General features: G+C 69.3%; 26 protein-coding genes. 18 read left to right on the forward strand and 8 right to left on the reverse strand.

What is annotated here, in order from left to right; all coding sequences use genetic code 11:
- Positions 1 to 57: 57 nt before the first annotated feature.
- Positions 58 to 231: a hypothetical protein gene (locus tag ACWIGI_RS33720; RefSeq protein WP_454207261.1), complete on the reverse strand. Its 174-nt coding sequence runs from the start codon at positions 229 to 231 to the stop codon at positions 58 to 60.
- Here ACWIGI_RS33720 and ACWIGI_RS33725 point away from each other — a divergent pair.
- The 7 genes from ACWIGI_RS33725 to ACWIGI_RS33755 all read left to right on the forward strand — a co-directional run bounded on the left by ACWIGI_RS33725 (position 218) and on the right by ACWIGI_RS33755 (position 7,539).
- Entirely contained in the window at positions 218 to 877 is a 660-nt protein-coding gene (locus ACWIGI_RS33725; protein ID WP_454207263.1) for a winged helix-turn-helix transcriptional regulator, read from the forward strand. The genes ACWIGI_RS33720 and ACWIGI_RS33725 overlap by 14 nt on opposite strands.
- Positions 878 to 1,028: 151 nt before the next feature.
- Positions 1,029 to 1,931 (forward strand): pyridoxal 5'-phosphate synthase lyase subunit PdxS, encoded by a 903-nt coding sequence (gene pdxS / locus ACWIGI_RS33730; protein WP_454207265.1) that lies wholly within the window; start codon positions 1,029 to 1,031, stop codon positions 1,929 to 1,931.
- A gap of 395 nt (positions 1,932 to 2,326) precedes the next feature.
- Positions 2,327 to 3,211: an MHYT domain-containing protein gene (locus ACWIGI_RS33735; protein WP_454207267.1), complete on the forward strand. Its 885-nt coding sequence runs from the start codon at positions 2,327 to 2,329 to the stop codon at positions 3,209 to 3,211.
- Positions 3,212 to 3,277: 66 nt separating this feature from the next.
- Positions 3,278 to 3,931: a hypothetical protein gene (locus ACWIGI_RS33740; RefSeq protein ID WP_454207269.1), complete on the forward strand. Its 654-nt coding sequence runs from the start codon at positions 3,278 to 3,280 to the stop codon at positions 3,929 to 3,931.
- 253 nt (positions 3,932 to 4,184) lie between these two features.
- Complete coding sequence (locus ACWIGI_RS33745) at positions 4,185 to 5,456, forward strand: nucleotidyl transferase AbiEii/AbiGii toxin family protein (RefSeq protein ID WP_454207271.1); 1,272 nt, start codon at positions 4,185 to 4,187, stop codon at positions 5,454 to 5,456.
- Positions 5,456 to 6,655, forward strand: coding sequence for a nucleotidyl transferase AbiEii/AbiGii toxin family protein (locus ACWIGI_RS33750; RefSeq protein ID WP_454207273.1), 1,200 nt, complete (start codon positions 5,456 to 5,458; stop codon positions 6,653 to 6,655). Before ACWIGI_RS33745 ends, ACWIGI_RS33750 begins: the two co-directional genes overlap by 1 nt.
- On the forward strand, positions 6,652 to 7,539 hold the full coding sequence (locus ACWIGI_RS33755) for a nucleotidyl transferase AbiEii/AbiGii toxin family protein (RefSeq protein WP_454207274.1): 888 nt from the start codon (positions 6,652 to 6,654) through the stop codon (positions 7,537 to 7,539). Before ACWIGI_RS33750 ends, ACWIGI_RS33755 begins: the two co-directional genes overlap by 4 nt.
- An 18-nt stretch (positions 7,540 to 7,557) precedes the next feature.
- On the opposite strand, the gene ACWIGI_RS33760 is transcribed toward ACWIGI_RS33755, so the two are convergent.
- From ACWIGI_RS33760 to ACWIGI_RS33770, 3 genes are all read right to left on the reverse strand, one after another.
- A complete protein-coding gene (locus tag ACWIGI_RS33760; protein ID WP_454207276.1) occupies positions 7,558 to 8,340 on the reverse strand; it encodes a DUF1963 domain-containing protein in 783 nt (260 codons plus the stop codon).
- Positions 8,341 to 8,358: 18 nt separating this feature from the next.
- A complete protein-coding gene (locus ACWIGI_RS33765; protein WP_454207278.1) occupies positions 8,359 to 8,931 on the reverse strand; it encodes a DUF1990 family protein in 573 nt (190 codons plus the stop codon).
- 149 nt (positions 8,932 to 9,080) lie between these two features.
- Positions 9,081 to 10,061, reverse strand: a complete 981-nt coding sequence (locus ACWIGI_RS33770; RefSeq protein ID WP_454207280.1) for an alpha/beta hydrolase — start codon at positions 10,059 to 10,061, stop codon at positions 9,081 to 9,083.
- Positions 10,062 to 10,195: 134 nt separating this feature from the next.
- Here ACWIGI_RS33770 and ACWIGI_RS33775 point away from each other — a divergent pair, with 134 nt between their 5' ends.
- The gene (locus ACWIGI_RS33775; RefSeq protein WP_454207282.1) at positions 10,196 to 10,828 is read left to right on the forward strand and encodes a hypothetical protein; all 633 of its coding nucleotides are present in this window, start codon (positions 10,196 to 10,198) and stop codon (positions 10,826 to 10,828) included.
- Between the two features lie 24 nt (positions 10,829 to 10,852).
- On the opposite strand, the gene ACWIGI_RS33780 is transcribed toward ACWIGI_RS33775, so the two are convergent.
- Together ACWIGI_RS33780 and ACWIGI_RS33785 are read right to left on the reverse strand one after the other, a co-directional pair.
- The gene (locus ACWIGI_RS33780; protein WP_454207284.1) at positions 10,853 to 11,479 is read right to left on the reverse strand and encodes a hypothetical protein; all 627 of its coding nucleotides are present in this window, start codon (positions 11,477 to 11,479) and stop codon (positions 10,853 to 10,855) included.
- 25 nt (positions 11,480 to 11,504) lie between these two features.
- On the reverse strand, positions 11,505 to 11,681 hold the full coding sequence (locus ACWIGI_RS33785; RefSeq protein WP_454207286.1) for a hypothetical protein: 177 nt from the start codon (positions 11,679 to 11,681) through the stop codon (positions 11,505 to 11,507).
- Between the two features lie 130 nt (positions 11,682 to 11,811).
- Here ACWIGI_RS33785 and ACWIGI_RS33790 point away from each other — a divergent pair, with 130 nt between their 5' ends.
- Positions 11,812 to 12,666 (forward strand): acyl-CoA thioesterase, encoded by an 855-nt coding sequence (locus ACWIGI_RS33790; RefSeq protein ID WP_354988825.1) that lies wholly within the window; start codon positions 11,812 to 11,814, stop codon positions 12,664 to 12,666.
- A 237-nt stretch (positions 12,667 to 12,903) separates the two neighbouring features.
- Here ACWIGI_RS33790 and ACWIGI_RS33795 read toward each other — a convergent pair whose 3' ends face one another.
- Positions 12,904 to 14,709, reverse strand: coding sequence for an APC family permease (locus tag ACWIGI_RS33795; protein WP_454207288.1), 1,806 nt, complete (start codon positions 14,707 to 14,709; stop codon positions 12,904 to 12,906).
- 94 nt (positions 14,710 to 14,803) lie between these two features.
- Between ACWIGI_RS33795 and pdxT the strand changes: the two genes are divergently transcribed.
- From pdxT to ruvB, 6 genes are all read left to right on the forward strand, one after another.
- A complete protein-coding gene (pdxT, locus tag ACWIGI_RS33800) occupies positions 14,804 to 15,427 on the forward strand; it encodes a pyridoxal 5'-phosphate synthase glutaminase subunit PdxT (protein WP_354988824.1) in 624 nt (207 codons plus the stop codon).
- A gap of 147 nt (positions 15,428 to 15,574) precedes the next feature.
- Positions 15,575 to 16,330, forward strand: a complete 756-nt coding sequence (locus ACWIGI_RS33805) for a YebC/PmpR family DNA-binding transcriptional regulator (RefSeq protein ID WP_454207290.1) — start codon at positions 15,575 to 15,577, stop codon at positions 16,328 to 16,330.
- Between the two features lie 176 nt (positions 16,331 to 16,506).
- Positions 16,507 to 16,953 carry an acyl-CoA thioesterase gene (locus ACWIGI_RS33810; protein WP_454207292.1) on the forward strand — a complete coding sequence of 149 codons (447 nt, stop codon included), beginning with the start codon at positions 16,507 to 16,509 and terminating at the stop codon, positions 16,951 to 16,953.
- A gap of 143 nt (positions 16,954 to 17,096) precedes the next feature.
- On the forward strand, positions 17,097 to 17,666 hold the full coding sequence (gene ruvC, locus ACWIGI_RS33815; RefSeq protein ID WP_454207294.1) for a crossover junction endodeoxyribonuclease RuvC: 570 nt from the start codon (positions 17,097 to 17,099) through the stop codon (positions 17,664 to 17,666).
- Positions 17,663 to 18,268, forward strand: coding sequence for a Holliday junction branch migration protein RuvA (gene ruvA / locus ACWIGI_RS33820; protein ID WP_454207296.1), 606 nt, complete (start codon positions 17,663 to 17,665; stop codon positions 18,266 to 18,268). The genes ruvC and ruvA overlap by 4 nt, the downstream gene beginning before the upstream one ends.
- Positions 18,269 to 18,274: 6 nt before the next feature.
- A complete protein-coding gene (gene ruvB / locus ACWIGI_RS33825) occupies positions 18,275 to 19,408 on the forward strand; it encodes a Holliday junction branch migration DNA helicase RuvB (protein ID WP_454207298.1) in 1,134 nt (377 codons plus the stop codon).
- A 9-nt stretch (positions 19,409 to 19,417) separates the two neighbouring features.
- On the opposite strand, the gene ACWIGI_RS33830 is transcribed toward ruvB, so the two are convergent.
- Positions 19,418 to 20,884, reverse strand: coding sequence for an SDR family oxidoreductase (locus tag ACWIGI_RS33830; protein WP_454207350.1), 1,467 nt, complete (start codon positions 20,882 to 20,884; stop codon positions 19,418 to 19,420).
- A gap of 161 nt (positions 20,885 to 21,045) precedes the next feature.
- Here ACWIGI_RS33830 and ACWIGI_RS33835 point away from each other — a divergent pair, with 161 nt between their 5' ends.
- From ACWIGI_RS33835 to ACWIGI_RS33845, 3 genes are all read left to right on the forward strand, one after another.
- Entirely contained in the window at positions 21,046 to 21,381 is a 336-nt protein-coding gene (locus tag ACWIGI_RS33835) for a hypothetical protein (RefSeq protein ID WP_454207299.1), read from the forward strand.
- 239 nt (positions 21,382 to 21,620) lie between these two features.
- A complete protein-coding gene (locus ACWIGI_RS33840; protein WP_354988817.1) occupies positions 21,621 to 21,776 on the forward strand; it encodes a hypothetical protein in 156 nt (51 codons plus the stop codon).
- Between the two features lie 166 nt (positions 21,777 to 21,942).
- Entirely contained in the window at positions 21,943 to 22,545 is a 603-nt protein-coding gene (locus ACWIGI_RS33845; protein WP_454207301.1) for a hypothetical protein, read from the forward strand.
- Positions 22,546 to 22,663: the final 118 nt, after the last annotated feature.

Here is a 22,663-nt window from a genome sequence, read left to right on the forward strand (position 1 = left end):
CTGGGTGGATTGGGGGTTGTCGTCGTGGGCGGGCCCTGCGCGGGGCCGGCGTTCTGGTTATTGATCGTGTGGATCGGGCTGAAGCGCAACAAAGGCTCTGTTGATGAAGGTAAAGACGAGCGCGATAACCGAATAGTCCAGAAAATGGACCTGTCGGCGCCGGGTCCATCGGACCCGGTCGCGGCGGCGGAACGGCTCGATCTCGGTGAGGTGCACGATGAAGACGACCACTGTGGCGGGCTACGGCCAGTACTGCCCGATATCGCGGGCGCTCGATCTGCTGGGGGAGCGCTGGTCGCTGCTGATCCTGCGCGATCTGATCACCGGAACCACGCGCTTCAACGATCTGGCCCGGGGTCTGCCCGGTTTGTCGCGCAGTCTGCTCGCCAAGCGACTACGCCAGTTCGAGCGTGCCGGACTGGTCGAGAAAGTGGATGTTCGGTATGTGCTGACCGATGCCGGGCGGGAGCTGGAACCGGTGCTGTTCGGGCTCGGGGCCTGGGGTGCGCGGTGGTCGTTCGGGGAGCCCGAGCCCGCGGAACTCGATGCCCAGTTGCTCGTGTGGTGGATGCACACGCGCTTGGACACGTCCTCGTTCCCGGGCAAGCGGCACGTGCTCTACGTCCGTTTCAGCGATGATCCGCACCGGTACTGGATCGTGGTCGAGGGGGGTGTGCCCTCGGTCTGCGACTCCGATCCGGGTTTTCCGGTCGATATCACCATCGCCTCCGATGTGAGTTCGCTCTATCAGGTGTGGCTCGGGCGCATACCGCTGCACCACGCCGTGCGCACCGGCAGGCTGCAGTTCCAGGGCCCATCGGACCTGACCCGCCGCATGTCCAGCGTGCTTCGGCTCTCGCCTGTTGCGGCGGGTTAGCCTGTCCGCTGTGATGTGCGTTACTGGCCGCGAGGCCAGGCAGTCCAGTGGCGCCCAACTGGCTATGAAGTGGCCTCGAGTGGACGCTTAGAATCGGGGTGTTCGTATTCGAGTGAATCCCCGATTGGCCCAGATGACACAGGAGTTTGCCGTGACCTCGTCCGACACCACCCCCTCCATCGGCACCGCCCGCGTGAAGCGCGGCATGGCCGAGATGCTGAAGGGCGGTGTGATCATGGATGTCGTCAACGCCGAGCAGGCCAAGATCGCCGAAGACGCCGGCGCCGTCGCCGTCATGGCGCTCGAGCGCGTGCCCGCCGACATCCGCGCCCAGGGCGGCGTCTCGCGCATGTCCGATCCGGACATGATCGACGGCATCATCGCCGCCGTCTCCATCCCGGTCATGGCCAAGGCCCGTATCGGCCACTTCGTCGAGGCGCAGATCCTGCAGTCGCTCGGTGTGGACTACATCGACGAGTCCGAGGTGCTGACCCCGGCCGACTACGCGAACCACATCGACAAGTTCAACTTCACCGTGCCGTTCGTCTGTGGCGCGACCAACCTGGGCGAGGCGCTGCGCCGTATCACCGAGGGCGCGGCCATGATCCGCTCCAAGGGTGAGGCCGGCACCGGCGACGTCTCCAACGCCACCACCCACATGCGCACCATCCGCGGCGAGATCCGTCGCCTGACCTCGCTGTCCGAGGACGAGCTGTACGTCGCGGCCAAGGAACTGCAGGCCCCGTACGAGCTGGTCCGCGAGGTCGCCGAGACCGGCAAGCTGCCGGTCGTCATGTTCACCGCCGGTGGCATCGCCACCCCGGCCGACGCCGCGATGATGATGCAGCTCGGCGCCGAGGGCGTGTTCGTCGGCTCGGGCATCTTCAAGTCCGGCAACCCGGCGCAGCGCGCGGCCGCCATCGTCAAGGCCACCACCTTCTACGACGACGCCGACGTGCTCGCCAAGGTCTCGCGTGGGCTGGGTGAGGCCATGGTCGGCATCAACGTCGAGGAGATCCCGCAGCCGCACCGGCTCGCCGAGCGCGGCTGGTAAGCGCTCTCCGTGTATCGAATTCACCGCCGGATGGTCTTTCGAGATCATCCGGCGGTTCTTTTGGTTTACCACCCTTTTCGCGGTCTCGATGCCGAATGTGACCGCCTTTCGGTGCCTCTGGCCCTAGACAAATCGGCGGGGCTGTGCCGCAGTGTGTTTCACGATGCGCGACCATTTGCTGAGAATGGCGAAATGTCAAGGATGCCATACGCGGCAACGGATTCCGCCGTGCGCCGCGCCGCACCGTTGCTGTCCTGCGGAGTTGGGTTTCAGCTGACCCCGGCAACTTTTCCGCATTGTGCCGGAACAAATTTACTACCTGGTGGTTCGTCGCTAATGTTCGGCTCAGCCGCCGGTGGGACGGTCCCGGCGCAGCCTTCCGGCAAGGAGCCCGCATGCTCGAAATCAATCAGTTCACCTACGGGTGGCTGACTCCGCTTCTCGCGTATGTCATGTCGGTCACCGGGTCGTTGCTGGCCCTGCGCTGCATGGTGCGGGCGCGCGGGTATTCCGGGCACGGCGGCTGGATAGCGACGGGTGCGGTGGCGCTGGGCGGCACCGGGATCTGGGTTATGCATTTCATCGCGATGCTCGGCTTCTCGGTGCACAACGCGACCATTCGTTACGACATCCCGGTGACGATATTGAGCGCGGTGATCGCGATGGGCGTGGTGTGGCTGGGTCTGTCGATCGTGGTGAACCGGCACGGGGGCGAGGGCTTCGCGCTCTGCGTCGGCGGGGCGATCACCGGGCTCGGGGTCGGGGCCATGCACTACTCGGGCATGTACGCCATGAAAACCGATGTGGCCGTGCGATTCGACCCGTGGATCGTGTTCCTGTCGCTGGTGGTCGCGGTGGTGGCGGCGACGGCGGCGCTGTGGTTCGCGCTGCACGTGGACGGCCTCGTGGCCACCATCGGCGCGGCGCTGATCATGGGAATCGCGGTGTGCGGCATGCACTACACCGGGATGTTCGCCATGCGGGCGCATGTCGCCGAGCACGTGAGCGCGCCGTCGGGCGCGCAGGCCGGCCAGCTGCTGACCCCGCTGATCATCGCGGTCAGCATGGTGACCATGCTCCTGCTGCTGCAGGTGGGCATCACCGATATCGACGAACCGGACCTGAGCCGGATCCGCGGTCAGTACGCCAGCCGGTACTGGCCCGTGCCCGAAAGGCCCAGGCGCCGTTTCCGTTCCGAGGACCGCCCGCGCCCGCGCTTTCGCGCCGACGACTTCCCGACCGAGAAGTTCGACCCCCGCCACCGCCGCATGGACGGCTGAGGATCTGCCCGCCGCCAGAAAACCGCCGTGACGTAGGGGTGCCCGCTTTGCCAGGATGGGGCGGTGATGACCGCGCCACCGACCTTCCGCGGCGAGTTCGAGACGCACGTGACCGTGCGCGCCGACTCCCCGGCCACCCTCGATGCCTTCGAACGCTACGCCGCCGCACGGGATCTGAAGTTCACCCACATCCGGCTCGCGCGCGGGCGCGTCTGCGATCAGCCGATGCTGACGGCGGGTTTCACCGGCGAGTACGACGCGGTGCGGGATGCGGTCCAGCGGCTGGTGGCGGATGTCGCGGCGGCCGGTTTTCCGGTGGTGCGCACGAAGATCGAGGCCACGCCCTGGGCCGACGGCGTACCCGGCGATGACGAGCGCGCTCGCGCGATGGGCCCCGACTACTACTTCGAGCACCACGTGAAGCTGCTGCTCCCGCCGGGCGCCGACACCGCCTCACTCGCGTCGACCGCCGCCGCCCACGCGGCCCACCTGTCCGCCAACGCCCGCCGCACCCGGCCCGACGGTCGCGCCGAGCGGTTCGTCACCCAGCGCTGCCGACTGGTTGGGGATGCCTCCGCCGCCGCGCGCGTACACGCGCTGCTGGCGGAGCTGGAGTCGGGCGGCTACGAGATCCTGTCCGTGGAAAGGGAGTTCGTCGTCCACGACAGCGACGAGTCCGTCGACGCGGGCTGGATCGACGAGCTCGGCGCGCGGTCGTGAGGTCGAGGTTCGGCTCGTGGCCGGCGGAGCCACACGTGGCCGACCCCGCGCGGAACTCGGGCTGGTTCGCCGAGGTGGCGGTGCCGGCTCGGTGGGAGCGGGCCGGGATCGCTGCCGGACGGCCGGATCCCCGGCCCGTCGGCGCGGGATTGTCCTGACCGCCCGATTCCACCGGGACCGCCGCGGAAGTGCGGCGTGAAGAACGATATCGAGTCCGCCCGATCAGGTGGACCGCAACGAAGGAGGGGACGTCGTGACTGCGACATCGTGGGACGAGCTCGGGTACGGGCCGTGGAGTGCCGATCTGGTCGTGCCGGGGGAGGCGCCGTCGGAGGAGGTGCGGGCCGGGCGGGGGTTGCCGCACACCCTGCGGCCGGTGCCGGGGTACGGGGTGGTGCAGCGGCCGGTGTTCGACCCGGCGGCAGCGGGGTTCTCGTACGGGATGCGCTTGAGTGAGCCGCATTTCGAGGACGCAAGCCGGGCGGCGGGATGGTTGGCGGCGCGGCGGGCGGCGATCGATCACGTGCTGGCGGCGGTGGCCGGGTCGGAGTGGGCGGGACAGCTCATGGTGCGCGGGAGCGTGCTGCTGGCGGCGTGGTTCGGCGCTGCCGCGCGGGAGCCGGGCGACGTGGATTTCGTTGTGCTGGACCGGGGGTGGGAGGTCGGCTCGGATCGGACCACCTCGATGTTCGGGGACCTGGCGGCGCGGGCGGAGGCGGAGTCGCGGGCCGAGGGCAGCGATGTGCGCATCGACGCGGCCGGGGCGATCGACGGTGAGATCTGGACCTATGATCGGGTGCCGGGGCGCAGGCTGGTGCTGCCGTGGACCTCCACGCGGCCGGGAATCCCTTCCGGCACGGTGCAACTCGACTTCGTCTTCAACGAGAGCCTGCCGCAGGATCCCGGGTGGACCGAGATCGAGCGCGTCGGTGCGGGCGGGCCGCCGGCCCGGTTGCTCGCCGCGAGCCCGGAGCTGTCGCTGGCGTGGAAGCTGCTGTGGATCTACACCGACGTCTACCCCGAGGGCAAGGATCTGTACGACGCGGTCCTGCTCGCCGAGAACTCCACGCCGACCGCGGATCTGCTGGAGCGGGTGGTCGGTCAGCTGTCGCTGGCGAACCTGGGATACGCGGTGTTCCAGGTGGATTGGGCGGAGTTCGCCAAGGACCGTCCGGATCTGGCGCCCGAGCAGGACGCGATGATCTGGCGATTGACGGTCGCGCTCGCGCCGGCGTTCGCGCCCGGGCTCGGCGCACCGCTGTACGACGCGATAGCCATGTTCCTCGCGCTGGAAATCGACTCGCAGCGTGCGCGATACGCCGCGCGGGGCCAGGTGGTGATCGACGAGCTGATCGATCGCCCCTATCCGCCGACCGCGCACCTGCTCGTCCTGCTGCGCGAGATCCTGGGTCCCGCCGAGTATTCCCTCGACGACGTCGCCGATCTGGTGGTGGCGCGGGGGCTCGAGACGGGGGCTAGCGTGAGCCGTATGAATCCGCACGAGATCGCGTCGGGGTTGAGGTAGTGAGCGAAACAACATGGGATCGTGCTGTTTACGATCCGGCCGCCGAGCATTCCGGGCTCGACGGCGCCGACGTCGGCGGGTGGCTGGCCGCCCGGCGGGAGGCGATGGACATCGTCGTGGCGGCCATCGCCGAGTCGAGCTGGGTGGACCACCTCGTGCTGCGGGGCAGTGCGCTGTTGAAGGCGTGGTTCGGGGACGCGGCGCGGGAACCGGGGGATCTGGATTTCGTTGTGACGCCGGTCGAATGGCGGATCGACGACGCGGAGGTGGCGCGCATGCTGCCCGATATCGCGGCGCGGGCGGCGGCGCTCTCGCGGATCGCGGGGACCGTGCGTATCGACGCCGAGCCGTTCGTCTCCGATATCGAGCAGCACATCTGGACCTACAACGGGGTGCCGGGCTGCCGGCTCGAGCTGACCTGGGAGTGCCCCGAGCGCGGTCGCGGTGATCTGCACCTGGACTTCGCCTTCGGTGAAGAGTTGCCGGACGCACCGGTGCGCACCGCGATCGCGCGCCTGGGGATTCCGGGGCCGGCGGTCACGCTGCGGACCGCGACCCGGCCGTTGAGTCTGGCGTGGAAACTGCTGTGGCTCGGCGCCGACATGGACGAGGGCGGCGCGAGCGGCAAGGACCTGTACGACGCGGTTCTGCTGGCCGAGCACGGCACCGTTCCCCGCCCGCTCCTGGACGAGGTGCTCGACCTGGGTGACGTGGAATGCTATTGGTCGCCCGAGTCCCGCACCCGCCTGGACGCGCTGCTCGCCGCCGCCGAGAACGTGGAATGGGACGGCTTCGCCGCCGCCTACCCCCACCTCGACCGCGCGCGAGACGATTTCATCTGGCGCCTGGTGGTGGCCGTGGCCCCGGTCTTTCCACCCGGCCTGGAAACCCTCTACGAACGCCTGGCCCTGACCCTGACCGACCGGGTCACCTACCTGCGCAACCGGATAACGGGCCCGCTACCCGACTACATCGAGCAGACCTTCGCCGCCCGCCCACCCTCGACCGTCGAACAGCTGGTGGTGACCCGCGAGTTGATGGGCCGCGAATCGACCTCGCTCCACACCGCGGCCGACGCGGTGGCCGCGATGCAGTCCCGCCGCACGACCCGCCCCTACCCCGGCTTCCAGCGCGGCTTCGGCGATCCCCACCGCATAGCCGCGTCCCTGGAGCCGCACTCGGATCGATCCCTTCGGTGACCGAATCACCTTGGGAGCGGACTATTTACGACGTCGCGGTGGCCGAGGGATTTCTGTATCGGGACATGGCCGAGCAGTGGCTCGATGCGCGCCGCGAGGCCATGGACCATCTCGTCGGGGCGATTGCCCTGTCGAGCTGGGCCGACAACCTCGTGCTGCGGGGGAGCGTGCTGTTGAAGGCGTGGTTCGGCGCGCTGGCCCGCGAACCCGGCGACCTCGACTTCGTTGTCCGGCCCGAGGATCGGCGCATCGACTCCGATTCGGTGGACGACATGTTCGAGGAGATCTCCGACCGGGCCGAGGCGTTGTCGCGATCCGGGGGCACCGTTCGGTTGGCGGCGCATCGGTCGGATTACGAGGTCGAGCGCCGGATCTGGACCTACAGCGGCACCCCGGGCCGAAGGCTCGAACTGTCGTGGGAGTGCCCGTATCGCGGCTACGGCGCGCTCCACCTCGACTTCGCCTTCGGTGAGCCGCTGCTCGACGCTCCCGTTCGCGTCGATATCCCCCGTTTCGGCAGTCCCGGTCCCCCTGTGTCCCTGCAGGCGGCCAGCAGGTCGCTCAGCCTGGCGTGGAAGCTGTTGTGGCTGGGGGAGGAGTACGACGTGACACCCGGCAAGGATCTCTACGACGCGGTCCTGCTCGCCGAGCACTGCGCCCCCGCCGAGCTCCCGAACACCCTGCTCTACCGGCTGTTCGCGACCGCTGACAGCGAACGATACTGGCACGAGGGCCTCGGCGGTCCGAATGACATCCGGTCCCGGGCGGCGGCGGTCGATTGGCAGAGTTTCGTCGCGCACTACCCCCTGTTGGAAGACGCCCACGAGGAGTTCACCGAGCGCCTCACCCGGGCTATGTCCCAGATCTTCCCCGCTGCCCCGTAACCGTCCCCCGAATCCCGGTCAGCAGCAGTCCATGTAGACGCTCGCCGCCGACAGATCGTGGTCGGCGAGCGCCTCGGGCGGGATGAAGGCGTAGATGATGCCGTGGTCGCCCCACATCATGTGGGTGCCGGGGTCGGAGTCGATCTGCATGAGGAGCATCAGGTCGCCCGACCCCTCATCGCCGTAGATGAGGGCATCGGCGGGAGTGCCGGGGAGGACGCCGCGGTCGTTGTCGCTCTGCAGTTCCAGTGCCCAGCCGCCGATTTGGTGGAGGGGCTCGGGGTTGGCGTCGAGTGCGTCGTCGATCGCCTTCGCGCCGCGCGCCAACTCGGCATCCTGCTCGTCGTCGTAGCCGTCGAGTTCGGCCAGTGGCATGTCGCCCGCGCGCGGCAGGCTATGGATCAGCGCGCAGGTCAGGTTCGCGCGGTGATTGATCCTCGTGGACTGGGTGTACTCCGCAGGAAGTGGCGTCTCGTGCAATTCGACGTCACCCGGGAAGTAATACAGCAGCGGGTCGCCGTCGAAGAACAGCGAATAGTGGCCGTCGGCGGGGAGATTGAGGTCTATCGGGGGCAGCTTGCTCAGATCGAGCGTCATGACGTGCTCGTAGCCGCTGTGTTCGTGTGCGGGCCAGTCGAAGCCCGCCGGCAGCAGCGGCAGTCCGCCGAGGTGTCCGACCACGTCGTCGCCCGCGCCCGCGTGCCGCAGCCGAATGGCCTCGCGGACCGCGAGCCGATACAACTCTTGATACCGCTCGGGAATGTGCTCGCCGATCAGTGCGTAGAGATCAATTTCCGCCACGCGCCCATGGTGGCACGGCTATCCGACAGGCGAGCCCGGGAGGAGAGAGCGGAGATAGCGGCGGCGGTAGAGACGTTGAGGCACAAGGAGGATGGGGAACAGGGGGCGCCAGGGGGTGGTGGGGGCGGGGCGCGTCAGGGAGCGGAGGGTCAGGTGGACTGTGTCGTCGGGGGTGCGGTGCACTATGAACGCCTCCTCGCCGGAGACGGGGTGGCCGGGGAGCGTCCCGTAGGCGAAGCCGCGGCGGGTCGGGGTGTCGACTACCGCCACCACCCGGGCGGGTTCGTGGATCTTGATTGGGCCGATGGTGGCCGTTATTCGGTAGTCGGCGTCCAGGGTCGCCCGGAGCTCGGTGGTGGACAGGGGTGTCACGCGAAATCCGCTGCGCTGTTTGACTTCCCAGTGCATCAGGGCCTCGGAGGCGGAGTCCCACAGGGCGTCGCCGCGGCCGAGGGGGACGGTCCGCTCGAATCGGCGGAACCCCGCGCCGGGGTCGGTCCAGCGTTCGGCGGCGGGGGCGGTCGCACCTACGTTCGGGTAGCTCGGCTCGGCCGGAAACCCTTGGCGCGCACCGGTCTCGCGCCGGTTCACCGCGCACTCGCCGTCGTGCCGGGCAGCTCGATGCCCGGGCCTCGGGATGACCTCACGTCACGCGCTCCTCGTTGTCGGTGCCCGTACCCAAGGTTCCACCTGATTCGGTCGGTCTGGCAATACGTCGGTCGCCGTGACTCTCCGGTCGGTCAGACGGCGCCGCGGAGGGGGACCGCGCCGGGGACCGCGGCGACCGCCTCGGCGCCGGCCGCGGTCGCGGCGGCGTAGAAGTCGGCGGTCGTCGCGCCGGCGAAGAAGTCGCCCGCCCAGCCCGCGGTGAGCAGCTCGACCGCGTCGATGTTCGTCGCGTCGGGGGTGCCGCACAGGGCCTCGCCGAGGGCGTCGGAGCTGGTGCCCTCGGCGTCGGTGTGCGTGCCCGCGGGGAGGCGGACGCCGAGGAAGGGGCGGTGCAGCAGGGACTCCAGAGCCGTTGTGCCGGTGCCGAAGTTGTTGCACAGGGACGGGGGTGCGGAGATCGCGAGGATCGGGAGGTCGGTGCCGTCCAGGTCGGTGAGGGCGCGGTCGGTGTTCGAGCCGAGGAACGATTTCACCGGGTCCAGGAGCACCACGCCACGCAGGTGGTCCCAGGTGTCGGGGTGGCGCACGTGCAGGCTGTGCGCGACGTACTCCACGGCCTCACCGCCCGCGGAGTGCCCGACGAAGACGAAGTTCGGGGGGATGGCGGGCGGTGTCACACCCTGGCGGGCGGCAGCGTCGGACAGGCTGCGGGTCAGCGGACCGGCGGGGTCGCCCGCGGTGGCGAAGAGCTCGGCGACCTCGTCGAGGAACGGCGTGTTGTCGCCCAGGTTCTGCAGGGTGCAGCCCGCGAGATCGAAGAACGGCAGGCTCGGGGCGAACACGAGGTAGCCGGCGTCGGACAGCGTCCGCGCGAGCGACGCGACATTGCCGGAGTTGCGCGCGAATCCGTGCTGCACCCAGACCATTCCGCGTGGTTCGCCGTCGGGCAGATACCACTCGGCGCTCTGCCGCAGGTGCGATGCCGCGCAGGGAATCGCGATCTCGCCGCCGAGTACCGGGCCCGCCGTGCCCGCGGGCGCTCCCGGTCCGGCGCAGAACGCGGCGAGCAGGGCGGCGGCGACGGCGGTCAACGCCGGTCCTCGATGGTTCATGGCAACTCCCGCTGCGACCGCACCGACTTCGACAAAGTGGTGTTTCATACTGTTCGTGCTCAGTATGTGCGCGTGAGTCGATCTTGGATGACGGTTCGCCGATGAGCCCCGAATTCACCGAGAGTGGGTAGCCCATGGTGTCCGTCCTGATGCTGGCGATCGCGGCGGTCCAGCTGGCTTGCGTCGCGGCGCTACCGGCCGCGCTGCGCGAACCGCGGGTGTGGTTGCTGCGCCTGGTGGGCGTGGGCGTGGCCTACGACTCGGCGATCATCGGCCTCGGGTCGCTGCTCGGCGAGGGAGACCTGCTGCATGCCCTGAGCATGGGTCGTTTCCTCGGCCACGCGATTCTCACCCCGCTGCTGGTGGTGTGGGCTGCGGACCGCGTGCGCATGCGGTGGTTCCCGGTGTGGGCGGCCTGGCTCGTGACGGTCGCGCTCATGGCGTGGGCCCTGCTGAGCGAGGTGGCCGGACTCGAACTCGAAACCCGGGACTACGCGGACACCCTGCGCTACACCGCGCAACATCCCGCCGGGCCGCCGTATCCGACGCTGGTCGTCATCGCCCTGCTCTGCGTCGCGTGCGTGGTGCTGTGGCGCCGCGAGGGCCTGTACTGGCCGCTGCTCGGCGTCATCGGGGTGACGGTGGCGTCGGGGGCCGCGTTCGCGGTCCCGCCGCTGGGCAACGCGGGCGAGGCGCTGCTGCTCGCGGGCCTGGTGACCGCCGAGCGTTCCCGGTCCGGGCGGCTCGGCGTCGCTCCGCCGGACTGAAGCTCGACGGCGGGCGCTCCCGGATCAGCGCCGATCCGCCGGGCTGAGCCGCACGGCCGGGCGGTCGGGGTGATCCCAGGCGACCAACAGGTCGGGTTCCTGCGGATGCGCCCGCCGATGTTCGACCGACGCGGTGATGGTGAAGTCGTTCTCGGGCGCGGTGTGCCGGCGCAGCGCCGCTTCGGACATGTGCAGGGCGACCGAGAGATCGACGGACAGCCCCCGGCCCAGCAGCATCGGCCCGGCGATCAGCACCACGAATCCGGCCGGGGCCGTGCGGATTCGGGCGCGGGCGGAGCGATCGGTCGACTCGTTCCACAGGGCGGGCAGCCACCGCCCGTGGTCGTGCAGCGCATCGATCACTTCGCGGGTGAGTGCGGGATAGTCGAACCAGCCTGTGCGGTAGGTGAATTCGTCGTCGCGGTCGTATTCCAGCCGCACCGAGGCGGGCCGGACGTAATCGTGCAGCGACACCACCTCGGCCGGGCGTCCGTGCGTGCGCAGGTGATCGGCGACCTGGTGCGCGAAGGACACCGGATCCGCGGCGTCGGCCCCGTCGATCGCGACGATGGCGAATCCAGGCAGTTCGGCCGCACGGTCCGCGACCAGTTCGGTCAGGGCATCGGGGGTGATGGGGGCGAACGCGGGCACCAGCCCATCATGCCGGGCGCGGCGGTCAGGAGTAGTCGCGGAAGGTCATCAGCAGTCCGGCCGCGCCGAGCGCGATCAACCCGATCCAGCAGAGCACCCGCACCCACGTCCACGGCAGATCTCGCACCCACAGCCCGCTGACCAGGACCGTGATCAACATCAGCGCCCCGTAGAAGGGCGTGCGCTCGGGATGACCGCCCATAGTTCCTGGGTACGCCCCTTCCCGCGTCCGCGCCACCCGCCCTGACACGCGGACTCGGGACGGGTACCGTCCGCCCGATCGCCGGTGCCCGGTTGTTAGCCTGAGCCGGACAATCCGGAAGGGGACGTGCATGGCGACGATCGAAGAGGCCCTCGAAATAGAGCGGCTCGAGCGTGACATCTTCCGCGGCGCGTCCACCAAGACGCAGTTGCCGCGCACGTTCGGCGGACAGGTCGCGGGACAGTCGCTGGTCGCGGCGGTGCGCACCGTTGACCCGCACTACCAGGTGCATTCGCTGCACGGGTACTTCCTGCGGCCCGGCAACCCGCTCGAGCCGACCGTCTACCTGGTGGATCGGATTCGCGACGGTCGCTCGTTCTGCACCCGCCGGGTGACCGGGGTCCAGAACGGCGAGGCCATCTTCACCATGTCGGCCTCCTTCCACACCGCCGGCGACGAGGGCCCCGAGCATCAGGACGAGATGCCGCAGGTGCCGCCGCCGGACGAGCTGCCCGACGCCATGACCACCATGAGCCCGGAGCGCCTGTGGGCCATGCGCGAGTGGGAGCACTGGGACATCCGCACCGTGCCGCAGGAGCAAGTGGCCCGTCGCGACGGCCTGGCCGCCCAGCAGCAGGTGTGGTTCCGGTACCGCCATCCGCTGCCCGAGGATCCGCTGTTCCACGTCTGCACCCTGGCGTACATGAGCGATATGACCCTGCTCGGGTCGTCGAAGGTGCCGCACCCGGATTCGCCGACCCAGAACGCCTCGCTCGATCACGCGATGTGGTTCCTGCGCGACTTCCGCGCCGACGACTGGCTGCTGTACGACCAGCAGTCCCCGTCCGCGGGTTTCGGCCGCGCCCTGACCGCGGGCCGGATCTGGAACCAGCGCGGCGAGCTCGTCGCGGTCGTGGTGCAGGAGGGTCTGATCCGCACCTTCCGCGACAAGAACGCCGAGTCCTTCCCGCCCGGGACGAACTGAGACCGAACCCGCCGGCCGCGATCGCGGTGATCCGCCGCCGGCGAGCCAGGGCGATGACCTCCACCCGCCGGGCAGTCGGCCGTTGCACCCGAGATCGGTCGACGCGCCGGTCGGGGTAACGCCACGCGATCCGAACCGGCACGGCGACAACCGCTTTCGGCAAGCACGGGGCCCCGGCGACCGAAGTCGCCGGGGCCGGCGTCCCCCGATCCGGGCCCTGCTGCGGGGCGGGCCGGATCAGGCGGTCGGTATCCGCAGGTGACAGACGACGGTGTCGGGTAGCTTGCGCAGCACCCGTTCCAGTTCGTCGCTGCGGTGGCTGGGCAGCAGGTGATTCCAGCCCGCGGGCGGCTCTACTTCCGCGATCACCACGACCTTGCGGCGGCCGGCGAAGTTGTCGCGCACGTAGCGCGCCACCGGTCCGCCGACGGTGGAGTCGCCGTCCTCGAGCAGCAGCAGCCGCACATCGGGATGCCAGGTCTCCCATTCCTTGGTGAAGACGCGAATGTTCTCCCCGGGCAGGCAGACGTGCACGGCGGTCACGTCGCGTCCCAGCGACATCGCGGCCGAGAGCGCCTCGCGGCTGAGTTCGGAGACCTCGGAGACCGGCACCACGACGGCGACCTCGGTCGCGCGCGGCGAGGCCGGGACACATCCCGTGCCGCGGCATCCGTCGATCCTGGTGTAGGTCTTGCGAATTCGCTCCATGCCGAACACCAGTAGCGGCAGCACGAGCACGATGAGCCACGCGCCCTCGGTGAACTTCATCGTCGTGGTGACGACCGCGGCCACGAAGGTCAGCGTCGCGCCGAAGCCGTTCAGCGCGATGCGCCAGCGCCAGCCCGTGGTCCGCACGGCCAGCCAGTGCCGCACCATGCCGAACTGGGCGATGGTGAAGCCGACGAAGACGCCGATGGCGAACAGCGGCACCAGGGCGTTCATGTTGCCCTCGGAGGCGATCAGCAGCACCGTGGCCGTAACACCCAGTGCCAGTACGCCGTACCGGTACACCGCGCGCGGCGAGCTGACCGCGAACCGGTGCGGCAGGCAGTTGTCGTCGGCGAGGATCTTGGTCAGCGTCGGCAGGCCGCCGTAGGAAGTGTTGGCGGCCAGCGCGAGCAGGATCACGGTGGCGAATTGCACCACGTAGTAGGCGATTCCGTGCCCCAGCGCGGCCTCGGTGAGCTGGGAGAGCACGGTGGTGCCCTCGACGGGATGCACCTCGAACTTCTGGATCAGGGCCGCCAGCCCCAGCAGCATGACGCCGAGCAGTACCCCGAGCGCCACTTCCGCGCGCTGGGCGCGGCGCACCCCGGGCTCGCTGAAGGACGGCACGGCGTTGGCGATCGCCTCGACGCCGGTCAGCGCCGCGCACCCGCTGGAGAACGCCTTGAGCAACAGCAGCACGCCGATGGTGTGTGCGTCGATCGCCACCGCCGATCCGGTCGCCACGCTCGCGGGTTCCGACCGCAACAGGCCGCCGATGATCACCGCGAGGATGCCGAGCACGAAGACCACGGTCGGGGCCATGAACGCCCGCGCGCTCTCGCGAATGCCGTACAGGTTGAGCACGGTGATCCCGGCCAGGATGCCCAGGCACAACCACACGGTGTAGGGCAGCAGCTGCGGGAAGGCCGAGGTCAGCGCCGCGACACCGGCGGCGATGGACACGGCCACGTTCAGCACGTAGTCCACGATCAGCGACGCCGCGGCAACCAGGCTCGTGCGATCACCGAGCCGTTCCCGCGCCACGGCGTACGCGCCGCCGCCGTTGGGGAAGGCGGCGATGACCTGCCGGTACGAGGCGATCAGCACCGCCAGCAGCACCACGATGGCCGCGGTGACGGGCAGGGTGAAGCCCAGTCCGGTCGCGCCCGCGGCGGCCAGCACCAGCACGATCGCCTCGGGGCCGTAGGACACCGAGGCCATGGCGTCGAGGGAGAGTCCGGCCAGGCCGGTCGAAACGGTCAGCCCGCGCCGGGGCGGGGGAGCGGTGATCCCCCCGCGCGGCCCGGGCGAGGTTTGCGGTAGCACATCGGTCACATCGCGCAGTGTTCTCCGAAATCGACCGCGTGACGCCCGTCCTGACGGAACCTCTACACCCCAGGTGAGCAGGGCCACACCACCCCGCGAACGTATGCTCGGGGGCGTGACTGCGACGATTGGTGTGCTGGCTCTGCAAGGCGATGTGCGCGAGCACATGCACGCGCTCGAGGCGTGTGGCGCGCGGCCGGTGCCGGTGCGCCGCGAGGCGGAACTGGCCGCGGTCGACGGGCTCGTGATCCCGGGCGGCGAATCCACGGCGATCAGCAAGCTGCTCGAGGTCTTCGAACTGCTGGAGCCGCTGAAGCAGCGCCTGCGCGAGGGACTTCCCGCCTACGGCTCGTGCGCGGGCATGATCCTGCTGGCCTCCGAGGTGCTCGACACCCGCCCGGACATGAAGCCGCTGCACGGCATCGACATGACCGTGCGCCGCAACGCCTTCGGCCGTCAGGTCGATTCGTTCGAGACCGATCTGGAGTTCGCGGGCCTGGACGACGGTCCGGTGCGCGCGGTGTTCATTCGCGCGCCCTGGGTCGAGCGCGCGGGCGAGGGGGTCGAGGTGCTGGCCCGGGTGCCCTCGGGCCCGGCGGCGGGGACGATCGTCGCGGTGCGCCAGGGCAATGTCATGGCCACCTCCTTCCATCCCGAGGTGACCGGCGACCTGCGCGTGCACCGGCTTTTCGTCGACACCCTGGTGCGCCCGCGCGCCGGAGTGTGACCCGCTCGACCCCGATCATGTGCGCGCGGCCATGATGGGGGCGCGCAGTAGACTGGGGCGCTGTCCGTCCGTGGGCTCTTCGGCGGTACTTCCGGGTAGGTAGTACATGTTGGAAGTACCGAGCCCCCTGAACCGAGGAAGTAGGGAATGAGCGGCCACTCCAAATGGGCCACCACCAAGCACAAGAAGGCCGGGATCGACGCGAAGCGCGGCAAGCTCTTCGCCAAGTTGATCAAGAACATCGAGGTGGCGGCCCGCACCGGTGGAAGTGACCCGGACGGCAACCCCACGCTGTACGACGCCATTCAGAAGGCGAAGAAGTCGTCGGTCCCCAACGACAACATCGAGCGCGCGCGCAAGCGCGGCGGCGGTGAAGAGGCGGGCGGCGCCGACTGGCAGACCATCATGTACGAGGGCTATGGCCCCAATGGTGTTGCGGTGCTGATCGAATGCCTCACCGACAACCGCAACCGCGCGGCCGGTGAGGTGCGCGTGGCCATGACCCGCAACGGCGGCAGCATGGCCGACCCGGGTTCGGTGTCGTACCTGTTCCACCGCAAGGGCATCGTCAACCTGGAGAAGAACGGCCTGTCCGAGGACGACGTCCTGATGGCCGTGCTGGACGCGGGTGCCGAAGAGGTCAACGACCTGGGCGACTCGTTCGAGGTCATCTCCGAGCCGACCGACCTGATCGCGGTGCGAAAGGCGTTGCAGGAGGCCGGTTACGACTACGACTCCGCCGATTCCGGCTTCCAGCCGTCGATGTCGGTCGCGGTCGACGCCGATACCGCCCGCAAGGTGTTCAAGCTCGTCGACGCCCTCGAGGACAGCGACGACGTGCAGAACGTCTACACCAACGTGGACATCTCCGACGAGGTCATGGCGGAGCTGGACGCCGAGTAGGCGAACGGATTCGAATCCACGCGATGGCCGCTCCCGGACGGGGAGCGGCCATCGCGTTCTCGTCTCCGAGTCATCGTGCGCTGCAGGCGTGATCGGACGCCCGCGGCCACGGCCGTATCGCCCGGTCGCGGCGTCGGGGCGGGTTTTCTGTCGGTGCCCTCTGGCATGGTGTCCGCGTGACGATCGCGTATGAGCCGTTCCGAATCCGGGTCGAGGTCAGGGTGTCCGATCTGGACCTGCAGTTGCATGTGACAGGAGCCGCGTACCAGCAGTTCGCCGACCATTCGAGGTTCGAATGTGTACGGGCGGCGGGTGTTTCGGTGGAGAGCATGCTGGCCGACGGGTTCGGGCCGGTGAATCTGGAGACGGTCATCAAGTACCACCGCGAGCTGCGCGCCGGTGACGCGGTGGACGTGACCTGCGCGTGGGTGTGGGGCGGGGGCAAGACCTACCGGGTGGAGCACGAGTTGATCCGCGCGGACGGGGAACTCTCGGCGACGGTCTCCTTCGTGAGCGGGATGCTGGACCTGCGCTCGCGCCGGCTCGTGGCCGACCCGGCGGCGGAATGGGCGGGGCGAGCGAAGGATCCGGGACTGCTGGGTTTGACGCCGGTCTGTCCCTGAGGCGTGGACGTGCCGGACGCCGGATCCGCCCGGCGCGGAGCCACTTCCGGGCGCCGAGCGCGCGCTCGTGTCGATGAGCGATCGGGCCGCGCGGCTGCGCTAGACTCTCGAACAATTGTTCGTCTGCGGTGGAAGGGGATCACGTGCGGGTGATGGGCGTCGACCCCGGGCTCACCCGGTGCGGGCTCAGCATGGTCGAGGGCGGGGTGGGCCGCACGGTGAAGGCCATTCACGTCGACGTGGTGCGCACACCGGCCGATATGAACCTCGCCGAACGCCTGATGGGCGTCGCCGATGCCGCCGAGCAGTGGATGGACAGGTACGAGCCGCAGGCCGTGGCGATCGAGCGGGTGTTCTCCCAGCACAACGTACGTACCGCCATGGCCACCGCGCAGGCCGCGGGGGTGGTCGCGCTGGCGGCCGCGCGCCGGGGCATTCCGGTGCACTTCCACACCCCGAGCGAGGTCAAGGCCGCGGTCACCGGCAGCGGTACCGCGGACAAGGCGCAAGTGACCGCGATGGTGACCCGTATCCTCGGGCTGGCGGTCGCGCCGAAACCCGCCGACGCCGCCGACGCGCTCGCACTGGCCATCTGCCACTGCTGGCGGGCACCGCTGATCGAGCGCATGGCCAAGGCGGAGGCCGCTGCGGCGGCACAGCGGCGCATGTACGAGGAAAGGCTTGCCCAGCAACGAAAGGCGGTATCCGGGTGATCGCGTCGGTACGCGGTGAGGTGCTCGAGATCGGGCTCGACCATGTGGTCCTGGAGGCCGCGGGGGTCGGGTATCGGCTCAACGCCACTCCCGCCACGCTATCCACGCTCACTCGCGGCGAGGACTCGCGGCTCTACACGACGATGATCGTGCGCGAGGATTCCATGACGCTGTTCGGTTTCTCCGACACCGAGTCGCGCGAACTGTTCGGGCTGCTGCTGAGCGTGTCCGGTGTCGGCCCGAAGATCGCGATGGCGGTGCTCGCGGTGCTCGAGCCCGAGGCGCTGCGCAAGGCGCTGGCCGAATCGAACGTGGCGGCGCTGACCCGGGTGCCCGGCATCGGCAAGCGCGGCGCGGAGCGCATGGTGGTCGAGCTGCGCGACAAGGTGGATCTGGTTCCCGTGCAATCGGGTCCGCCCGGATCCGCGGCGGCGGCGCCCGTCACCCCGGTGCGCGAACAGGTGGTGGAGGCGCTGGTCGGCCTGGGTTTCCCGGCCAAGCAGGCCGAGCCGGCCGTGGACGCGATTCTGGTGACCGACCCGGATCTGACCATCTCGCAGACGTTGCGCGCGGCGCTGGGGCTGCTCGGCAAGAATCGGTAGCGGCTCATGATCGACGAACCGGACGCCTACGAACCCGACGAGTTCGAGTCCTACCCACCCGAATTCGCTGTCGGGGCCGCCGAATCGGCGGTCAGCGCCGGCTATCTCGCCTCCGACGGGGAGATCGAGGCCAGTCTGCGCCCGAAGTCGCTCGACGATTTCATCGGCCAGCCCCGGGTGCGCGAACAGCTGGCGCTGGTGCTGCGCGGCGCCAAATTGCGCGGCGGCACACCGGATCACGTGCTGCTGTCGGGGCCGCCCGGGCTGGGCAAGACGAGTATGGCGATGATCATCGCGGGGGAGTTGGGCACCGCGCTGCGGCTGACGTCCGGTCCGGCGCTCGAACGCGCCGGTGATTTGGCGGCCATGCTCAGCAATCTCGTCGAGGGCGATGTGCTGTTCATCGACGAGATCCACCGCATGGCCCGGCCCGCCGAGGAAATGCTGTACCTGGCGATGGAGGATTTCCGCGTCGACGTGGTGGTCGGCAAGGGGCCGGGGGCGACCTCGATTCCCCTGGACATCGCACCGTTCACCCTGGTCGGGGCGACCACCCGGTCGGGGGCGCTGACCGGGCCGCTGCGTGACCGGTTCGGTTTCACCGGGCACATGGACTTCTACGAGCCCGCGGAGCTGAAGCTCATTCTCGAGCGGTCGGCTCGAATCCTCGGTGTGCGACTGGAATCCGATGCCGCCGCCGAGATCGCCGGCCGGTCCCGCGGCACGCCGCGCATCGCGAACCGGCTGCTGCGCCGGGTGCGCGACTACGCCGAGGTCAAGGCCGACGGCCTGGTCACCAAGGACATCGCGCACGCCGCGCTGGCGGTGTACGACGTGGATGTGCTCGGGCTGGATCGCCTCGACCGGTCGGTGCTCTCGGCGCTGATCCGCAGCTTCAACGGCGGGCCGGTGGGTGTGTCGACCCTCGCGGTCGCCGTGGGCGAGGAAGCCGCGACCGTCGAGGAGGTCTGCGAGCCGTTCCTGGTCCGGGCGGGCCTGGTGGCGCGCACGCCGCGCGGCCGGGTCGCCACCGCCGCCGCGTGGGAGCACCTGGGCCTGGTGCCGCCCGCGGATCTGGTGTTCGGATCCATCGAAGTCCGTGCCCGGGAACAGCATCCGGGGTTGTTCGACTCGCTCTGAGCGTGACGCCTACGGATTGCCCTCGGCGGGAACGGTATTCGCTTCGGCGGCCCCGGTGATGTTGCGGACCATGCCGCCGAAGACCACACCGTGAAAGGGCGCGATGGCCTTCCAGTAGGCGTGCCCGGACAGCCCGTGCGGCTCGAAGATCGCGCGCTGGCGGTAGATCGTGCCGCCCTCGGGGTCGGGTTCGGCCGAGAGTTCGAGCCAGGCATCGCCGGGCACGCGCATCTCCGCGCGCAGGCGCAGCAGGGTGGGCCGGTCGATGTACTCCACGCGCCACCAGTCCAGGGCTTCGCCGGTGCGCAGGCGGTGCGGGTCGCGGCGGCCGCGGCGCAGGCCCACGCCGCCGGCGAGTTTGTCGATCCAGCCGCGGACCGACCAGGCCAGGGGGAACGAGTACCACCCGTGTTCGCCGCCGATGGATTCGATGACCCGCCAGACCGCGTCGGGCGTGGCGTCGGTGTGGCGTTCGCGGTAGTCCAGGTAGACCGAGCCGCCGGACCATTCCGGGTCCGTGGGCAGCGGATCCGAGGGTGCGCCCGGGTATTCGGCGTCGGACCAGCGGGTGGTGACGTCGAAGGTGCGGATGCGGTTGAGGGCCAGTTCCACCGCGCGTTCGAAACCGGTGAGGCCCTCGGGCGGGTCGGGGATGTGGTCGGCGATGTCGTGCTCGTGGCAGACGACCTCGTGGATCAGCGATTCGACCAGCGGCACCGCGATGGCGCGGGGCACCGGGGTGACCAGGTTGACCCATTGGGCGGAGAGCCACGGGGTCAGGATCGGCACCGGCACGATGCGGCGGCGGGGGAGTTGGGCGATCTCGGCGTAGCGGTACAGCATGTCGAGGTAGGTCAGGACGTCGGGGCCGCCGATGTCGAACGAGCGGTTCACCTCGGCGGGCAGGTCGGCGGCGTGGGTGAGGTAGTACAGCACGTCGCGAATGGCGATGGGCTGGATGCGATTGCGGACCCAGCGCGGGGTGATCATGGCGGGCAGGCGTTCGGACAGGTAGCGCAGCATTTCGAAACTGGCGGAACCGGATCCGATGATGACCGCGGCCCGGAACTCGACCGTGGGCACGCCCGAGGCGAGCAGGATCTCCCCGACCTCCACGCGCGAGGACAGGTGCGGGGACAGGTGTTCGGCGTCGGGTTTGATGCCGCCGAGGTAGACGATGCGGGTCACGCCCGTCGCGGCGGCGGCCTCGGCGACGGTGGTCGCGGCCTGGCGGTCGATGTCGACGAAATCCCGGCGGACCAGCGAGTGCACCAGGTAGTAGACGACATCGGCGTCGGTCAGGGCCCGGGTGACCGATTCGGCGTCGGTGACATCGCCGGTGACGACCTCCACGCGGTCACGCCACGGGGCTTCGGCGAGTTTGCCGGGATTGCGGGCCAGGACCCGGACCGAATGGCCCCGGTCCAGGAGTTCGGGGACCAGCCGGCCGCCGATGTATCCGGTCGCACCGAGCACCACACACCGCACCACATGCCTCCTGGCCGCGTCATACCTCGTCGATTCGGTTTCGAACTGCGACTTCCCGAGAGTGCTTCCACCAAACTACGCCCCGGCGGTTAGTGTCGGACGGAGCGTGCAATCCCCGAGAGTCACGAAAACTCACAGTGGAGGATGTTGTGCGATACCGAACCCCCCGTGCATTCACCGGTGCGTCGCTGGCGGCGCTGGCGCTGACCGCGCTGCTGGCCACCGGGTGCGACAAGGCCGAGGAAGCCGTCAACAAGGGCGGTGACACCCCGTGTAGCGAGTTCCGGACCCAGGACAACGACAAGCGCGAGGTGACCGTGCGCAAGTACCTGGAGAACGACACCCAGCTCACCACGGGGACGCCGGACACCGGCATGGTGAACGCGGCGATCACCGCGATCGATCTCATGTGCCGGGCGCAGGCTAATCCCGACACTCCGATTCGCAACGCGGATTTGAGCGGGATCGTCGTTCCGAAGAACTAGGGCGGGCGTCGGGTCGCGGGTACCCTGTCGGTGCTTGCGACCCGAGACGCCTTCTCGCGGTGGCGGGTTGGCGGTTCGACGCGGACCGCTGGGTTTGCTATCGGATCGCCACCTGGGGTGACCGGGAGTGATCTCGATCTCCAAAATATTTGCGGTTTAATCCGTTTGATGTTCCTCGTCTCGGCTATTGCGTGGTCAGGCACCCGGATCGACAGGGTGCGGAGACGAAGGAAGTGGTTATGGTCATTCTGGGATTGATCCTGCTCCTCGCCGGCATTCTGCTCGGCATCCCGATTCTGACGACGATCGGCATCGTGCTGGTTGTGGTCGGCGCGGTCCTGGTCCTGCTGGGTTCGACGGGCCGTCGCGTGGGTGGTCGCAGCCACTATTTCTAGTATCCGACAGCTGAGAACCGGGGCCGCGCAGCGTTTGCTGTGCGGCCCCGGTTCGTGTCCGGGCGCGGGTTGCCGGGTCGTTCGCCGTCGCTCGAGTACGCTCACTTCGGCCGCTTCCCCACCGGGAGTGGACGACTCGCGGTGATGGCGAACGATAGGGGCGGGCATGGCTTCGGCCGGGAAGACTCTGCGGCGGCGCGTGCTGGTGGTGGGCGGCGTGGTGGTGGCGGCCTGCGCGCTCCTGGGGATCTACGTCAAGGTGGTCGACGCGGTCGAACGCGCCCGCCCGGCGGCCGCGGCCCCACCCGATCTGTGCGCGGCGGTGGGTACGTCCCTGTTCGAAAGGATTGTGCCCGATGGTGTTCCGCTCGCGGACGCCAACTATTCGTCCGGCTCGGGTGCGGCGTGCGACTACGTGACCGCCGACCGCGCCGCCAGCGGTTCGGAGATGTACGGCTCCCTGCACGTCCGCCTGCTCCGCCACGGTCAGGTGAACTGGGACACCGGCGACGAACGCGCGTCCCACTACCTCGCCCAGCTGTGTGCCGCGAGCCCCATGGCCGGAAAGTTCGCCCCGACAGACGCTTTCGGGGACGAGGCGTGCGCCGTGGCGACGGCCGACGGCGGCGGCACCGCCTACGGCTCGGCCGTGGTGCGCCGTGGCGCCGACCTGTTCGAGGTGGGTTACTACCTGCATCCGGGCAGTGCGTCCCAGGCGCAGGGCGCGCTAGAGGAGGCGGTGACGGCCGCCCTGGCAGGGGTGTCCTAGCTCCGGGGTGTCGAGCCGTCTGGTCGACGCCGAGTGTGGGGCTATAGGTGTTGAACTGCGAGTATATTTGTAAATGAACGGTCATTTATAAACGTGGTAGGGTCGGTGCCGAAGGAGG

This window comes from Nocardia sp. NPDC055321, from assembly GCF_053645575.1.

What these genes read in the sequence shown, in the direction of transcription:
- ACWIGI_RS33725 (WP_454207263.1), top strand. Translation starts at nt 218, where the DNA reads ATGAAGACGACCACTGTGGCGGGCTACGGCCAGTACTGCCCGATATCG.
- ACWIGI_RS33735 (WP_454207267.1), top strand. Translation starts at nt 2,327, where the DNA reads ATGCTCGAAATCAATCAGTTCACCTACGGGTGGCTGACTCCGCTTCTC.
- ACWIGI_RS33740 (WP_454207269.1), top strand. Translation starts at nt 3,278, where the DNA reads ATGACCGCGCCACCGACCTTCCGCGGCGAGTTCGAGACGCACGTGACC.
- ACWIGI_RS33770 (WP_454207280.1), bottom strand. Translation starts at nt 10,061, where the DNA reads ATGAACCATCGAGGACCGGCGTTGACCGCCGTCGCCGCCGCCCTGCTC.
- ACWIGI_RS33775 (WP_454207282.1), top strand. Translation starts at nt 10,196, where the DNA reads ATGGTGTCCGTCCTGATGCTGGCGATCGCGGCGGTCCAGCTGGCTTGC.
- ACWIGI_RS33785 (WP_454207286.1), bottom strand. Translation starts at nt 11,681, where the DNA reads ATGGGCGGTCATCCCGAGCGCACGCCCTTCTACGGGGCGCTGATGTTG.
- ACWIGI_RS33790 (WP_354988825.1), top strand. Translation starts at nt 11,812, where the DNA reads ATGGCGACGATCGAAGAGGCCCTCGAAATAGAGCGGCTCGAGCGTGAC.
- pdxT (WP_354988824.1), top strand. Translation starts at nt 14,804, where the DNA reads ATGCTCGGGGGCGTGACTGCGACGATTGGTGTGCTGGCTCTGCAAGGC.
- ACWIGI_RS33805 (WP_454207290.1), top strand. Translation starts at nt 15,575, where the DNA reads ATGAGCGGCCACTCCAAATGGGCCACCACCAAGCACAAGAAGGCCGGG.
- ruvB (WP_454207298.1), top strand. Translation starts at nt 18,275, where the DNA reads ATGATCGACGAACCGGACGCCTACGAACCCGACGAGTTCGAGTCCTAC.
- ACWIGI_RS33840 (WP_354988817.1), top strand. Translation starts at nt 21,621, where the DNA reads ATGGTCATTCTGGGATTGATCCTGCTCCTCGCCGGCATTCTGCTCGGC.
- ACWIGI_RS33845 (WP_454207301.1), top strand. Translation starts at nt 21,943, where the DNA reads ATGGCTTCGGCCGGGAAGACTCTGCGGCGGCGCGTGCTGGTGGTGGGC.